General features: G+C 72.8%; 12 protein-coding genes. 3 read left to right on the top strand and 9 right to left on the bottom strand.

Annotated features, from left to right (window positions below):
- A partial coding sequence (locus HHX35_RS26425) for an OmpL47-type beta-barrel domain-containing protein (protein ID WP_182901423.1) occupies positions 1–925 on the top strand: 925 nt, incomplete at its 5' end.
- 173 nt (positions 926–1098) lie between these two features.
- On the opposite strand, the gene HHX35_RS26420 is transcribed toward HHX35_RS26425, so the two are convergent.
- Both HHX35_RS26420 and atpB read right to left on the bottom strand, forming a co-directional pair.
- Complete coding sequence (locus HHX35_RS26420) at positions 1099–1383, bottom strand: YiaA/YiaB family inner membrane protein (RefSeq protein ID WP_220505908.1); 285 nt, start codon at positions 1381–1383, stop codon at positions 1099–1101.
- 77 nt (positions 1384–1460) lie between these two features.
- On the bottom strand, positions 1461–2249 hold the full coding sequence (gene atpB, locus HHX35_RS26415) for a F0F1 ATP synthase subunit A (RefSeq protein WP_182901421.1): 789 nt from the start codon (positions 2247–2249) through the stop codon (positions 1461–1463).
- 117 nt (positions 2250–2366) lie between these two features.
- On the opposite strand from atpB, the gene HHX35_RS26410 reads away from it, so the two are divergent.
- Positions 2367–3116: a TetR/AcrR family transcriptional regulator gene (locus HHX35_RS26410; protein ID WP_182901420.1), complete on the top strand. Its 750-nt coding sequence runs from the start codon at positions 2367–2369 to the stop codon at positions 3114–3116.
- Between the two features lie 48 nt (positions 3117–3164).
- On the opposite strand, the gene HHX35_RS26405 is transcribed toward HHX35_RS26410, so the two are convergent.
- The 5 genes from HHX35_RS26405 to HHX35_RS26385 form a co-directional block, all read right to left on the bottom strand.
- Positions 3165–3815, bottom strand: a complete 651-nt coding sequence (locus HHX35_RS26405; protein WP_182901419.1) for a type II toxin-antitoxin system PemK/MazF family toxin — start codon at positions 3813–3815, stop codon at positions 3165–3167.
- A gap of 191 nt (positions 3816–4006) precedes the next feature.
- On the bottom strand, positions 4007–5017 hold the full coding sequence (locus HHX35_RS26400; RefSeq protein WP_182901418.1) for an NAD-dependent epimerase/dehydratase family protein: 1011 nt from the start codon (positions 5015–5017) through the stop codon (positions 4007–4009).
- Between the two features lie 143 nt (positions 5018–5160).
- Positions 5161–7437: a SulP family inorganic anion transporter gene (locus tag HHX35_RS26395; RefSeq protein WP_182901417.1), complete on the bottom strand. Its 2277-nt coding sequence runs from the start codon at positions 7435–7437 to the stop codon at positions 5161–5163.
- Positions 7438–7490: 53 nt separating this feature from the next.
- Positions 7491–9461: a hypothetical protein gene (locus HHX35_RS26390; protein ID WP_182901416.1), complete on the bottom strand. Its 1971-nt coding sequence runs from the start codon at positions 9459–9461 to the stop codon at positions 7491–7493.
- A 183-nt stretch (positions 9462–9644) separates the two neighbouring features.
- On the bottom strand, positions 9645–10190 hold the full coding sequence (locus HHX35_RS26385) for a YbhB/YbcL family Raf kinase inhibitor-like protein (protein ID WP_139574618.1): 546 nt from the start codon (positions 10188–10190) through the stop codon (positions 9645–9647).
- Between the two features lie 178 nt (positions 10191–10368).
- Between HHX35_RS26385 and HHX35_RS26380 the strand changes: the two genes are divergently transcribed.
- Positions 10369–13599 carry a BTAD domain-containing putative transcriptional regulator gene (locus tag HHX35_RS26380; protein ID WP_182901415.1) on the top strand — a complete coding sequence of 1077 codons (3231 nt, stop codon included), beginning with the start codon at positions 10369–10371 and terminating at the stop codon, positions 13597–13599.
- 82 nt (positions 13600–13681) lie between these two features.
- Here the strand turns inward: HHX35_RS26380 and HHX35_RS26375 are convergent, their stop codons facing one another.
- Positions 13682–14434, bottom strand: a complete 753-nt coding sequence (locus HHX35_RS26375; RefSeq protein WP_182901414.1) for a hypothetical protein — start codon at positions 14432–14434, stop codon at positions 13682–13684.
- 138 nt (positions 14435–14572) lie between these two features.
- A complete protein-coding gene (locus HHX35_RS26370; protein WP_182901413.1) occupies positions 14573–15385 on the bottom strand; it encodes an ABC transporter permease in 813 nt (270 codons plus the stop codon).
- Between the last annotated feature and the right edge of the window lie 10 nt (positions 15386–15395).

The raw sequence follows: 15395 nt of genomic DNA, 5'->3' as shown, positions 1-15395 counted from the left end.
GTCGTTCAAGGTGGTCGCGCCGCCGGCGAAGGACACGACCGCGCCTCAGGTGTCGGCGCAGGTGGCCGGTGACAAGGACACCAACGGCAACTATGTGGGGTCGGCCACCGTCACGATCTCGGCGAGCGACAGCGAGTCCGGGGTCGACACGGTCGAGTACTCTCTCGACTCGCAGCCGTTCGCGCTCTACTCGAAGGCGCTGACGGTCGACCAGCCGGGGGCGCACCGGGTGAGCTACCGGGCCACGGACAAGGCGGGCAACACCTCGGCGGTGGCGTCGGTGACGTTCACGGTCGTGGTTCCGCCGGCCAAGGACACCACGGCCCCGCAGGTATCGGCCGGCGTGTCGGGCACGAAGGACGCCGACGGCAACTACGTCGGTTCGGCCACCGTGACGGTCTCGGCGACCGACACCGAGTCGGGTGTCGACAAGGTCGAGTACGCGCTGGACGGCGCGGCGTTCGCGGCCTACACGGCCCCGGTCTCGGTGAACAAGACCGGGTCGCACACGGTGCAGTATCGGGCGACCGACAAGGCGGGCAACACCTCTCCGGTCGGGTCGGTGACCTTCAAGGTCGTCGCACCGGAGCAGAAGGACACCACGGCCCCGCAGGTGTCGGCCCAGCTCAGCGGCAGCATGGACTGGGCCTGGAACTACGTCGGCTCCGCCACGCTCACCATCTCGGCGACCGACGGGGAGTCGGGCGTGGCCACGGTGGAGTACTCCCTGGACGGGCAGCCGTTCGCGCTGTACTCCAAGCCGGTGGCGGTGGGTCAGCCGGGGGCGCACACCGTGAGCTACCGGGCCACCGACAAGGCCGGCAACACGTCCAACGTGGGCACGGCGAAGTTCAGCGTCGTCGGCGCCGGACCGGGCTCTGACTGCACGAAGCCGGGCAAGGACAAGGGCTGCAAGGACGACTGAGTTCCTTCAGCCGCAGGCGGCCTCGGTCCGGCGACGGGCCGAGGCCGCCTCTTTTCCCGTCCGCCGCACCCGTGTGGAGTGCGCACGAGGCGCGGCTGGGCATGGTGGTCCTGCGCTCGTTGTCGTACGGATCCCAGCCGGGGCCCGCCAGGGCCCACCGCAGCCCTCGAAGATCATTCGGCCCGGAAGGGGTCGTGCTCGGCGAGGAGCTTGTCGAGCCGGGCCTGGTCCACCCGGCTGACGACGGTCGCCTCCTCCTGCCGGTCCCGTACGCACTTGGCGAGCGTGAACGTCGAGGTCACCACGTACATCAGCCCGAGGGCGAGGAAGGAGCGCACCCAGGTCGTCACCGGGAGGTAGAGGATGCCGAGCGCCAGGCCCACGAGGGAGATCGCGAACGAGATGACGGCCTGGACGTAGAAGGCCGTCGTCGTCGAGGGTTTCACCGGTTTCGCCATGGTGCCATCGTCGGCGGCGTACGCCTGCCGGGACATGAGCGCCGATACTCAGTTACCGGTGAGTACGAACCCCCGCTTCAGTGGTCCGGGTTCAGGGCGTTGCCGATGTACATGGCCGCCAGCATGGTGAACAGGAACGCCTGCAGGAACTGGATGAAGATCTCCAGTCCGGTCATCAGGACGGCCATGGCCACGCCGAGGAGGCCCACCGAGAACCCGGGCACCGTGGGGTGCTCGACGAGGAACCAGAATCCCACCGCGCTGAAGAACGCCAGCAGCAGGTGCCCCGCGAACATGTTCGCGAACAGCCGTACGGCATGCGTGAACGGCGCGAAGACGAACGTGTGCAGCAGTTCGATGGGTGCGTAGAACGCGAGGGCGAGCGGTTTCGGCAGGCCGGGCGGGAACATCAGGCTCTTGAGATATCCGCTCACCCCGTGGTGCCGGAAGCCGAGATAGAGCTTGATCACGTATACGACCACGGCGAACACCACCGGGAACTCGATGTGGGAGTTCACCGGGAACTGCACTCCCGGGATCACGCCGAACAGGTTCCACAGCAGGATCAGGGAGAAGAGGCTGAGCAGGAACGGCATCCACCTCTCGGCGTCCGCGCCGAGGAACGGCCGGGCCACCTGGTCGCGGACGAACAGGTAGCCGTACTCGCCGAGGTGCTGCAGGCCGCGCGGGACGAGCGACGGCCGCGCGAACGCCCCCCACGCGAGCACACACAGCAGGATCACGCCGACCGCGGCCAGCAGCACGGGCTTGTTCAGCCAGTGTGGCGCGCCCGGCCACAGCGGCGGAAAGTCGAACAGCTCGACACCGGGAGCCGTGAAGTCGTCCCCGGCGAGGCTTGCGGGCATGGGGAATCCCCTCGTCCGGCCGTCCAAAAACTGAGTACGACGTACTCACTTTCTCGATGAGAGCCTACATACCCGGTACCGTGTACGCAATAGCGCGACGACCTGGGACGATCAACGATGACGGGCCACGAGAACCTGTGGATGCGACCCGAGCGCCCTGCCCGCGGGCCGCGGCCGAGCTTCAGCCGCGCCGCCCTCGCGCAGGCGGCGATCCGCATCGCCGACGCCGAGGGGCTGGAGGCGATCTCCATGCGGCGGCTCGCGGCCGATCTCGGAGCGGGCACGATGTCCCTGTACCGCTACGTGACGAGCAAGGACGAGGTGTTCGACCTCATGGTCGACACCGTGGTGGGGGAGTACCTGCCGGAGGACCGGCGGCCGCCGGACGACTGGGGCGAAGGACTCCGCCTGCTCGCCTGGCAGGCCCGGCGCACCATGCTGCGTCACCCGTGGCTCGCGCCGCTCGCGGCCGGCCGGCCGCAGGCCGGCCCGAACAGCGCGCGCCTGACGGAGACCGCCCTCGGCATGCTCGACGCTCTCGGCCTGAGCGTCGACGAGATGCTGACCCTCGTGGGCGCGGTCTTCGCGTACGTGCACGGCTATATCCAGAGCGAACTGGCCGAGGCCGAGGCGCTCCGGCGGTCGGGGCTCACGCTGGCGCAGCGGCTGGCGCAGCACCTGTCCTACATCCAGTCGCTCATCGCGACGGGGAACTATCCCATGCTGGAGCGGATGACGAAGGAGGGCGGGCGGGAGTACATGGGCACCGACGACCGCTTCGCGTACGGCCTCGACCGGCTGCTCGACGGCATCGCCGCGGGTCTGCCGCCGCGTGACGGCTCGGAAGGGCCCGCGTCGTCACGGTGACGCCGACGCCCGGTCTCGGAGGCGGGCCCGGTCTCGAAGGGGTACGGATCAGTTCGGGGTGATCTCGTGGAGGCGGCAGACCTGCCGCCAGACGCGCGTGTCGAGCGTGCCCGCCCTGTCCTGGAAATCGGCGACGGGCACGCGGACCGGGCCGGTGAGGTCGAGGAAGCTGTTGTGGTCGGCGTCCGGGTCCCAGGTGCGGGTGGGGATCTCCACGTGGTCGGAGCGGTCGCTGCGGTCCTGGCTTGTGATCTTCAGGACCTCGGCGCCGCCCCGGTGTGTCCTGAGCACCACGCAGGGGCGCACCTTGTGGCCTGGCCCGTCCTCGTAGGGCACGTCGGCCCACCAGATCTCACCCGGACGCGGACCGGCCTGCGTTGCCGCACCGCCGCGCGCGCCCGCTTCGCCACCCGTCGTTCGGCCCGCAGCCCGGCCTCCGCCCCGGCCTCCACCCCGGCCTCCACCCTGGCCTCCACTTCGGGCCCCGGCCCCGGAGGTGGTGCCGCGCCTCGTGCCGGGAGCGGTGCCGCCACCGGGCCTGGTGCCCGGCCGCGCGGTCCGGCCGGCGTGGCCTGACGGGCGGCCGCCCGACGAGGGGCGCGGCGCGGACCGCCGGCGCGAGGTCCCCGGCAGGCGCCCGGTCGCCCCGAGCGCCCCGAAAACGACCAGCACGGCCACGATCACAACCACCCAGATCATGGCCGACAGCCTACGGCTCCCCGCGGACAGCTCAGGTAGGGGAGTCCACCCCCCGCCCGGCGCGCTCGGTTCCGCCGCGCCCTGCCCGCCGCCGCTCCTGCCCGCTCGCTCGGCTCCGGCGGGCGAGTCCGCGCCGTCCGGGGCCCGCGCGCCCGCGCGCGCCGGCACGCGGGCGGGCAGGCCGGTCGCGGTCAGGGGCGGGCGTCCCAGGCGGCGAGGATGCCCGCCTCCTTCTCCGGGGCGATGCCGTGGTGCATCCGGCCGCCGAAGCTGCGCCGCTCCTCGGGAATGTCCTTCAGCCACTCCCAGGTGTCCCGGACGGTCTCCCGCACCGGCCGGCAGGTGAGACCCGCGGCGATGGCCTTCGCCGAGGAGTGCGTCCACACGCCCTCGCTCTCCCCGGTGGCGGACCACAGGGGAAGCTCGGTCCACTGCTCCACGCCCTGGTCGACCAGGAACGCGTCGTCGGCCCAGACGAACTCCGCGTCGGAGCCGGTGACCTCCACGCAGTCGTTCAGCCAGCCGCCGAAGGTGGCGTTGCCCTGCACCCCGCCCGTCATGTAGCGGCCGGTCGTGCCCCTGGCCGCCTGATCGAGGGTGAACGCCGCGATGTCGCGGGCGTCGATGAGCTGGATCGGCCGCGCCGGGTCGCCGGGGGCGAGCACGCGCCCACCCCTGGAGATGCGGGTGAGCCACCAGGGCAGCCGGCCCACGTTCTCGTGCGGGCCGAGGATCAGGCCGGGCTGGATGACCAGGGCACCGCCGTCGAAGTGCTGCTCGACCGCCCGCTCGCAACCTGCCTTCAGCACGCCGTAGTCGCCGAACTCGGCGTCCGCGTCCGGCGGGCACTCGTACAGGGGGAAGGTCTCGTCGACGCCGGACCTGTCCGGCCAGTCGCGATAGGCGGAGATGCTGGAGATGAACGTGTAGTGCGGAGCGTGCCCCGACAGCGTGCGTGCCGACTCCAGGACGACGCGGGGGACGAACCCGCACACGTCGATCACCGCGTCCCACTGCTTGCCGTCGGCGAGCCGCCGCAGGTCGTCGGTGCTCTCGCGGTCGCCGCGCACCGCCTCCACGCCGGGCAGGTCCCTGCCGCTCCTGCCCCGGTTGAACGTCGTGACCTCATGACCGCGCCGCAGCGCCTCGTCCACTATGGCGCGTCCGAGAAACACCGAACCGCCGATGACCAGAATCTTCATAACGGTCATCCTTGGCCCGCCCGCGTCACACGTCTGCCCCGTTTCACGGTCGGCGGACATGATCTGCTGACAGCGGAAGGCGGGCGCCGGGACGCCCCCGGCGCTACCGCACGGCCGTTCCCTCCGGCTCGGCCGTGCGGCGCTCAGCCGGTGCGCAGCTCGGGGACCGGCGTGAAGCGCTCCTGATCCAGCAGGTGCACCCGCGCCGCGCCGATGTCGAAGTACAGGCCCGTGAGCTCCAGCTTCCCTGCCCGTAGGAGGGTGTCCACGAAGGGGTGGGTGCGCAGATTGTCGAGCTGCTGGATCACGTTGGTCCGGCAGAGCCGGTCGAGCGGCCCGGCGTCGTCGTCACCCGGCTCGGCGGCCACGAACCTGGCCAGGCTCTGCCGCCCGTGCCGCAGCCAGTTGCGCAGCGCGGGCAGGTCGGGAACCTCGCCCAGCAGGGCGGCCATCGCACCGCATCCCGAGTGCCCGCAGACCGTGATCGTGCGCACGTCGAGCACCTTCACGGCGTACTCGATCGTGGCCGCGACCGAGTCGTCGGCGGGGACGGCGCCGGCGCGCGGCACGAGGTTGCCGATGTTGCGCAGGGTGAACAGGTCGCCGGGACCACTCGCGGTGATGATGTTCGGCACGATGCGGGAGTCCGCGCAGGTGATGAACAGGTGCGACGGCGACTGCTTGCGGGCCATGCGGTGGAGCACCGGGCGGACCATCGGCGCGGTCCTGCGCTGGAACTCCCGCGTCCCTTCCAGCAGGTCGGGCACGCCCTGCGGCTCGCAGAGCACGGGGACGTCGTCGTGGCTCCCGCCGTCCGCGCCGATCACCGCGTAGGACCCGGCGTCCCCGGTGCCGGCGTGAACGGGACGGGAGTGGCGCCGGTAGGCCCAGGGCAGCCACCAGCGGTCGTGCCGGGGCGGAATCCTGGCCGGGAACAGGCGGACGCCGTTGATCGCGGCGGAGTACCACTCGCCGTGCGGTTCGTCCACGTCGATGACACCGCCGGTGCGTTCGTGCTCAAGCCGCCAGGCGTGCAGCGCCTCGAAGGCGGCGTTGTCCATGAAGTCGAGGTGCAGGTCGAGCTCGACCGCGGCCCCCGCGGGGATGCCGCGCAGCGCCTCGGTCAGCCGGGGCACGCCGAGGAACGTCAGCGACCCGGTGACGACGACCTGCCAGCGCCGCTCGCCCACCTGCCGTGCGTCGACCGAGACCCAGGCAAGGCGGCGCAGGGCGAGCAGGGCGGCCAGCCCGAGGCCGATCGCCACGCCCTCGGCCAGGCCGATCAGCACGACTCCGGCCATCGTCACGAAGTAGACCGGCATCTCGCGGTGGCTGCGCAGGTTGCGGACGTGCCCGAGGTTGACCATCTGCACGCCGATGAACAGCAGCAGCGCCGCGAGCGCCTCCAGGGGGATCAGCGCGATCATCCAGGCGAAGGCCGTGGTGAACAGCAGCACCCACACCCCGTGGAGCACCGTGGACCAGCGGGTGCGGGCGCCCGCCCGCGCGTTGGTGGTCGTACGTACGACGACGCCCGCCACGGGAAGGCCGCCCAGCGCGCCGGACACCGCGTTCGCCACGCCCTGCGCGGTCAGCTCGCGGTCGAGGTCGGCGCGGGGACCGTCGTGCAGGCGGTTGGACGCCACGCAGGTCAGCAGCGACTCCACTCCGGCGAGGAGGGCGACGAGCAAAACGGCCCCGGCGATCGCGTGCCAGTCGCCCTGTGGCATCAGGGGTCCCTGGACCGAGGAGAACCCGCCCTTCAGGTCCACCTTCGTCAGGTCCCAGCCCGTCGCCGCGGCCGTCAGCGTGGCGACCGTCAGCGCGGCGAGCGGGGCGGGCACGGCGCGCAGCCGGGGGATCCGGCCCCACACGAGCAGGACCCCGATCGTCAGCACGCCGATCATGACGGCGTGCGTGTGGTTGTCGAGGATCTGGGCGGGGAGTTCGAGGACGTTCTCCAGCGCGGAGCGCTGCGGCGAACCGCCGAGCACGATGTGCAGCTGGGACAGCGCGATCACCACGCCGACCCCGGCGAGCATGCCGTGGACGACCGCGGGGGAGACCCCGAGCGCCGCCCGCGCCACTTTGAGCCCGCCGAGGACCAACTGGAGCAGGCCGGCCATGACGGTGATGGCGCACGTGGCGCGCCAGCCGTAGGTGTGGACGAGCTCGGCGACCACCAGGGACAGCCCCGCGGCCGGACCGCTCACCTGGACGACGGACCCGCCGAGGGCGCCGGCCACCACGCCGCCGACCACGGCGGCGACGAGCCCGGCCGCCACCGGTGCGCCGGACGCGACCGCTATGCCGAGCGACAGCGGCACCGCCACCAGGAAGACCACCAGCGATGCCGGCGCATCGTGCCGGAGCACGGACTTCCAGTTACGTGGCGAGATCGTGTCGTCACTGATTGTCATGGGCTGACAATATGTCAGCCGCGGAGGCCGTCACCAGGCAGGGAACGGGAAAATCACCGGTAGTAGTCGGGATAGTCGCTCTCCGGGTCGCGGTGGCGGCTGCCCCGCCGCCGCCCGCCCGTCGAGGTGGGGGTGTCGCCGTGGACCTCGTCGTAGGAGGGCCAGCTTCCACCGGCGTTCTGCTCGGGCCACGACGGCTGGGCACCGCCGTATCCCTGCTGTTGCTGCCGGTCGTAGCCGTACTGGCTCTGCCCCGACGGCGCGTCGTAGCCCGCCGACTCGTACGGCGAGGCGGTTCCCTGGGCCGAGCCGGTCACCGTGTCCGAGGCGTCGATCGTCGCCCAGCCCGTGCTCACCTCGTACGACGGGGTGGCGGGCGCGGCGGGTGACGGCGCCGAGGCGGCCGGGTAGCCCCCCTCCGCCGGGTAGGTGGACGAGTAGCCGTCGTAGGCCGGGGTCTGGTAGGTCTCCGCGTTGGGCCAGGAGGACGCGCCGTGCGGCGGTTCCGGGTCGTCGAGCACGTCGCGGGCGCCCGGCCAGGAGGAGGAGCCCGTCGTGGGGGCGGAGGCGGGGACGGGCGGGTAGCTGCCCGCGACCGGCCAGCCGGGGTCGGTGGCGCCGCCGGCGTCAGGGCCGGTCACCGCCGCGCCGGAGCCCGCCGGGTTGGGCGGGTACGACGGCGAGGCGTCGGCCGCGCGGAACGGGCCCGTCGGGGTTCGGGACGAATCGTAGGCGTCGGATCGGGGCGTGTCGTAGCTCGCCGCCCACGCGTCGAAGGATCCGCCGGTCGAGCGGGACGCGGGGTCGGCGAGGGGGTCGCCCGGCGAGGCGGTGGGCGCCGCGGCCTCGAACGCGCCGCTCGTGCGGGCCGGATCGAACGCGCCGGCGGCGAAGGACCCGGTGGCCGGGATGGGGGAGGACGGCGCCGTGTCGTAGCGTCCGTCGGGGGAGCCCGCGCCGCCCTGCGAGGCGAACGGCCCGGTGCCCGCGGGCGTGTCGTAGGCGGGGGCCCCGAACGGGCCGGTGCTCGCCGCGATCCCCAGAGGGTCGGCGCCCGGCTGCGTCCCGTACGAGGCCGTGCCCGCGGACGACGGGAACGGGCCCGTGGCGCGCTGGCTGTCGTAGGAACCGCCGGCCTGCCCGGCCTCGTTCGCGGCGGCCGACGCGGCGGCGCGGCGGGCCGCGGCCCGCGACGAGCGGCCGGACCTGCTCGACCTGCGGTTGGACGCGCCCGACTGGGTTCCGGCGGCGGCCGCGAAGGGGTCGTCGGCCGGGGACGCGGGGGCGCCGCTCACCGCGGGGGAGTCGAACGGGCCGGTCGTGCGGCTCGGGTCGAAGGGACCGGTCGAGGGGGAGCCGGCCGGAGCGGCGGGGACGTCGAGCAGGTCGGGCGTCGGCGCGGAGAAGGTGACGGTCTTCTGGTCGGCGAGAGCCGAGGCGGAGACGGGGGCGGCGGGAAGCACGGGCTCGTCGGCGTCGGCGCGCCGGGCGCGGCCCGGGCGGGCGGGCAGGGGGGCCTGCACGGTCGCGGCGTCGGGGTCGGCCGCCTGGGCCGCGGCGCCGGCCGCGCCCGCGGTCTCGTCCACCGGCCGGGGGGTGGCCATCCTCGCGGCGATCGTCCCCCCGAAGCCGCCGTCGTCGGCGCGTACGCGCGACCAGTAGTCGTCGTCGTAGTCGTCGGCCCCGCCCCACTCGTCCACGCCGCGCTTGCCGCGGGCGGCGGCGGGCTGTTTGCCGCCGCGCTGCGCGGGCCGTGCCGCCTGCCGCCCGCCGGGGCGGGGGGCAGGGCGGGGCGCCGGACGCTGCTTCTCCGGCTCCTCGAAGGCGTCGAACCCCTTGGGGAAGCTCTCGAAGAACGTCTCCTCGGCGGGCCGCCGGGGCTTGGGGCCCTTGTTCTCGGCCATCGCCTTGATGCGCTCGGCGGAGAGAGCGCTCTCTCTGCGGTTCATCGACCGCATGCCCAGCGCCACGACCAGCAGCACGAGAAGCACGACGGCGACAAGACCCACAATGACCGCAGTCATAGCACCACCCTCAAGGCCATGGCCTTTCTGCGGCGCCGGTGAGGTCGCGCGGCCATCGACGCGACCTGCCCCCTTTGACCACCTGCGCTCAGCAATTGGATCCGATTCTGCTCGACCACAATGACCGTTGTCACACCCTAGGTGAAGATTGGTGTAGCACGACTACCTCCGGTGCCCAGCATGTCACTCGATCGTGTTCGCCGTGAGGCGCCCACGGGCGATGGTGTGACTCGCGATGCCCTCCAGGGTCTCCGCGAGGTCGGCGCCCTGCTTCAGGTCGAGCTTCGTGTTCAGCGCGTAGACAGTGAAACGGTAGCTGCCGTCGGCCTGGCATGGGGGCGCATAGCCCACCTTCCCGCTCGACGTCATCCCCTGCCGGGCGCCCCGGGGGACGTCGTCCATGCCCAGCTCGGTCGTCGCGGGGTCGATGTCGAACACCACCCAGTGCACCTCCGGGCCGCTGCGGGGATTGTTGTCGTCGACCACGAGGGCCACCGACTTGGCGCCCGACGTGCCCGACCAGCGGAGAGGCGGGTTGCCCTGCCCCCCCTTACAGGAGTAGTCGTCCGGCAGGGGGGCGCCGTCGCGGAACTGAGGGCTCGACACGCTGATGACGTCGAGGTTCCTCGGCGATCCCCCGCCCAGGATTCCGCAGCCCGTCGCGGCCAGCGTGAGCGCCGTCACCGTGACGGCGGCTCGCGTGACCGCTGATTTTCTCGGCGACCCCATGCCCGATGATGCTACGCGGATTGGACAGGTGCCCCGACCGGATCGCGGTGATCCGTACCGATGACCGGGCCCGCGTGAGCCGTTGACCTCCGTGTTCTCCCGAATCGATCGGTACGTGCGGAGAACCGGTATGTGCGGGTGTGAGGCCCCGGGCGCCCTTATCCGCCACAATCGAGGCATGCAGGGGGACACGCCGGGAGCGGGCATGAGCTTCGCCGTTCTGGGCCCCCTCGACGTACGGCGCGACGGACGGCCGGTCGAGGTCGGCGGGCAGCGGTTGCGGGCCCTGCTGACGCTCCTGCTGCTGGACGCCGGCCGCACCGTCTCCACCGAGGCGCTCGTGGCGGGGGTGTGGGACGACCGCCCGCCCAGCGGCGTGGGGAACGCCCTGCAGGCGCTGGTGTCCCGGCTGCGGGCCACGGTCGGCCGCGGCCTCGTGGTCGGCGGGCCGTCCGGCTACCGCCTGGCCGTCTCCCCCGACCAGGTGGACCTCCACCTGTTCGCCCGCTTCGCGGGGGAGGGCGCCGCGGCGCTGGCCGCGGGCGATCCGGGCCGCGCCGCCGGCCTGCTGCGTGAGGCGCTCGGCCTGTGGCGCGGTGCTCCGCTGACCGACCTGCCGAACGCCGAGGTCGAGGTGGCCCGGCTGGAGGAGCTCAGGATCGCGGCCGCGGAGGACAGGATCGAGGCGGAGCTGGTCCTGGGCCGGCACGCCGATCTGATCTCGGAGCTGCGGCTGCTCGTCACCGCCCATCCGCTGCGGGAACGGCCGCACGGGCAGCTGATGCGCGCTCTCTACGTGGCGGGCCGCCGGGTCGAGGCGCTGGCCGCCTACGAGGAGGCCCGGTCCCTGTTCGCCGACCGGCTCGGGGCCGACCCCTCGCCCGCGCTGGCCGAACTCCATCTCACGATGCTGAGGGGCGAGCTCTCCGAGGAGGGAACCCGGCCGCCACCGCCGATGACGCCCACCGGGTCTGCCCGGAGCGAGCAGGGGCTCGCCCGGCTGGACCGGCCGCCGCCGCGCGCTCCGCGCCGGGGCAACCTGAGGGCCCGGCTGACCAGCTTCGTCGGCCGGGACGACGACGTCGGCAGGATCGGCGGGCTCCTCGCCGCCGACCGCCTGGTCACACTGCTCGGCCCGGGCGGTGCGGGCAAGACGAGGCTCGCGGTGGAGTCGGCCGAGGCGATCGCCGCGCGCGTGCCCGACGGCGTCTGGCTGGTCGAGCTCGCGCCCGTCGGGGAGGCGGCGGAGGTGCCGCAGGCCGCCCTGACCGCGCTCGGCCTGCGCGACACCGGCCTGGTGCCCGTGCGCGCGGCGCCCGCCATGCCGTCCGCGCCGGGCGGGGAGCCCGATCAGGTGACCCGGCTCGTCTCCGCTCTGGCGGCGCGCGACACGCTGATCGTGCTGGACAACTGCGAGCACGTGGTCGAGCCGGCCGCCGCGCTCGCCGACCGGCTCCTCGCCGAGTGCCCCGGCCTGCGCATCCTCGCCACCAGCAGGGAGCCGCTCGGCATCACCGGAGAGCGGCTGTGGCCGGTCGGGCCGCTCGGCGCCGGTCCCGCCGTGCGGTTGTTCGCCGAGCGGGCGGCCGCCGTACGGCCCGGCTATCTGGTGGACGGCGAGCGCGACGCGGTCGAGCGCATCTGCCGCGAGCTCGACGGCATGCCGCTCGCCATCGAGCTGGCGGCCGCCCGGCTCCGCGCGCTGTCGGCCGGGCAGATCGCCGAGCGGCTCGGCGACCGGTTCCGGCTGCTCACCGGCGGAAGCCGTACGGCGATGCCCCGCCACCAGACGCTCCGCGCGGTCGTGGAGTGGAGCTGGGACCTGCTCGACGCCGGCGAGCGCGCGCTCGCGGCGCGCCTGGCGGTGTTCGCGGGCGGGGCCACGCTGGAGGCCGCCGAGCAGGTCTGTGAAGGCGACGTCGACGTGCTCGGCAGGCTCGTGGACAAGTCGTTGGTCGTGTTCGACGGCGGCCGCTACCGCATGCTGGAGACGATCAAGGCGTACGCCGCGGAACGCCTGGCCGAGTCGGGCGACGAGCGGCAGGTGCGGCTCGCCCACGCCGAGTTCTTCGCCCGCCTCGCCGAGGCCGCAGAGCCGCACCTGCGCCGGGCGGAGCAGCTCGAGTGGCTGGCCCGGCTGTCGGCGGACCACGACAACCTGTCGGCGGCCCTCAGATGGGCATGCGAGGAGGCCGAGACGGACCTCGCGCTGCGTCTGGTCGGCGGACTCGGGTGGTACTGGTGGCTGTCCGGCCACCGGCTGGAGGGCGCCCAGCGGTCGGCGGAGGCGCTGACCCTGGCGGGCGGCGACGCGGACCCCGCGCGGCTGGCGCTGGCCCACGCGGTGCACGGCATCATGAGCGCGGGCGGCGAGGGAAATCTGGGGCAGGCCGGGGAGAGCCTGGCGGTCACGGTCCGCTACGCGCGTGAGAGCCGGGAGCGCGTCGCTCCGCACCCGCTCGTGGCGATCGCGGTGCCGGTCATGTCGATGTTCGCCGGCCTTCACGTGGAAGCGGAGTCCCGGCTGGAGCCGCTGCTGCGGCATCCCGACCCCTGGGTGGCCGCATCCGGGCGCATCTTCCGCGCCAACCTCCACTTCAACACCGGGCGTTCGGGGGAGGGCGAGGCCGACCTGCTGCTCGCGCTCGACCAGTTCAGAGCCATCGGAGACCGGTGGGGTGTCGGGAACTGCCTGAGCGTCCTCGCGGAGACGAACGCGATGCGCGGCGATCTCCAGGCGGCGGTACCCGTCATGGAGGAGGCGATCGCGCTCCTGGAGGAGGTCGGGGCCGTCGAGGAGACGCCGTACCTGCGGACCCGCCTGGCCGTCACGCTGAACGCGGCGGGCGACCGGGAGGCCGCGGAGGCGGCGCTGCGGGAGACCGAGCGGCTGTGCGACGCCACCGGCGACCCCGTAGGGCGGGCCGGGGTGTGGCACGTGCGGGGCGACTTCGCCCGGGCCGACGGCGACCACGAATCGTCGCGGCGCCACTACGACGAGGCCGCCCGGCTGTTGAGCTCCACGTGGACGATCCCGCAGTTCCAGGCGACGCTGACGACCTCGCTCGGCATGCTGGCCGAGCAGGAGGGTGACGTCGCGGCGGCACGCGCCCTGCACGACAAGGCGCTGACCATCGCGGTGGAGAGCAACGACGCCCCGGTCATCGGGCACGTGCTCGTCGGGCACGCGGCGCTCGCCGCCCGCGACGGTGACCACGCGCGGGCCGCCGTCATCCTCGGCGGGGCGGAGGCCGTCCGCGGGTTCGTCCACGACCTGAGCATCGACCACCGGAGGGTGGCCGACGCCGTGCGAGCCGTGCTCGGGTCCGCCGAGTTCTCCCGGTGCCGCGAGCGTGGGCGCGCCATGAGGCGCGACGAGGTGCTGGCCTTCGCGGCCGTACGGTGGTGATCGAGCAGGGCCGGGTGGATGTTTCCACGCGTAGAAAGCCGTTCGTGCCCGGCCGTGTGCGCGCCGGGGGCTTCTGCGGCCCTCACTGCGGGCGAACGGCGATCGATTCGGCGGAGAGTGTGACCTCGACGGTGATGTGCGGATTGTCCAGCCGCGGGAGCTGAAGCCCACGCTTGAACTCCTCCGCATCGTCCGGCATCACCTTCGGCTGCACTGTGACCTCGACCTGGCCGGTCTCGTCGTCTGGGTGCGCCATCATCGTGGCCACCTCAGGACGGGATCGGAGCCAGGAGACGACCGTGTCCTGGGCCCGCCGGAGCTCCGCGGCCGAGAATCCCTTGCCGCCGATCAGGGTGACCTCCATGGGGAGGGTCCTGGCCAGCTCGATCGCGCGAGTCGGGATGGGGCCCTTGAAGCCGACGCGCAGCCCCCGCTGGTCGTCGACGTATCTGACGCCGGAGATCTCGTCGGGGAACTCCGCATTGAGTTCGTCGATCACCCGGCTGTCGGACGACTGTGAGCCGAAGCGGTCGATGGCCTCCTCGTAGGAGATGCCCTCCGATTTGGCGACGGCCCCGAGGTCGACCAGCTCGGCGTAGGGAATGCCGTCGATCGCCACGTCCGGGTCGGTCACCGCGGGGTCGTATCCCTCGAAGTCCGTCGGCTTGGGCGACGAGGTGGCAGCCATCCGGGTCGCGTACCGCTTGACGACCTCCTCCAGGGGCCGGCCCGACGCCGCCGCCTCTCGCTTGAGCCGCTCCAGGGTGGGCCGATGCGCTTTGGGCTGATCGGCCCGCGGCAACACGATCGTCTCGGTCCCGGCCACAGTGGTCACCGGACCAGCACCAGACTGGCCGCAGGCGCACAACGACGCAAGCACCGCTATGACGGTCAAACGCGATCGCTTCATACCTAAGGGACGCGTCGCCGGCCTGGAGGGTTCATCCAGGCACCCCATCCAGCGGAGGGCCTTTCAGGCGCGGTTGCGGAAGGCGCGGACGGCGAACGGGGCGAAGACGACGGTGATGCCCGCGGCCCACAGCAGCGAGATCGTGGCGTCCGACGCGACCGGCCCGCCGCCCAGCAGTCCGCGCACGGCGTCCGCCAGGTGGCTGACCGGGTTGACCTCCACCCACTTCTGCAGCCAGGACGGCATGGTGTCGGTGGCGACGAAGGCGTTGCTGGTGAACGTGATCGGCATCATCAGCGAGAACATCAGGATCTGTACCTTCTCCATGCTCGCCGCCGTGACCCCGACCAGCACCGCCATCCACGACATCGCGAGCGCGAACGCCAGCAGCAGCGCGAGCGCGCCGAGCACCCCGGCGATCCCCGTGTGCACGCGGAACCCGAGCACCAGGCCCAGTCCGAGGAACAGGGCGAACGCCCACACCTGCTTCAGCGTGTCGGCGACGATGCGCCCGGCCAGCGGGGCGGAGCGGGAGATCGGCAGGCTGCGCAGCCGGTCGAACACGCCCTTGGTGATGTCGACGTTCAATCCGACGGCCGTGGTCATGCTCGCGAACAGCATGTTCTGCGCGACCAGGCCGGGCAGCGCGAACTGCAGGTAGTCGCCCGTGGACCCCGCGATCGCGCCGCCGAACACGTAGGTGAACAGCAGCAGGAACATGATCGGCTGCACGCTGAGGTCGAGCAGCTCCATCGGGTTGTGCTTGATCTGCACCAGGCTCCGCCAGGCGAGCGTCATCGTGTGGCGCAGGGCCGCCCCCGCGCCCGGCCGAGAGGACACCGCGACCGCGGGCGCGGTCTGGGTGATCGTGGTCATCTTCTCTCCT

Origin of the sequence: Microbispora sp. H10830, from assembly GCF_014161375.1 — a bacterium.
GTDB lineage: Bacteria > Actinomycetota > Actinomycetes > Streptosporangiales > Streptosporangiaceae > Microbispora > Microbispora catharanthi.
Note: the sequence above shows the minus strand (reverse complement) of the source record. Positions and strands in the feature narration are given on the sequence as shown.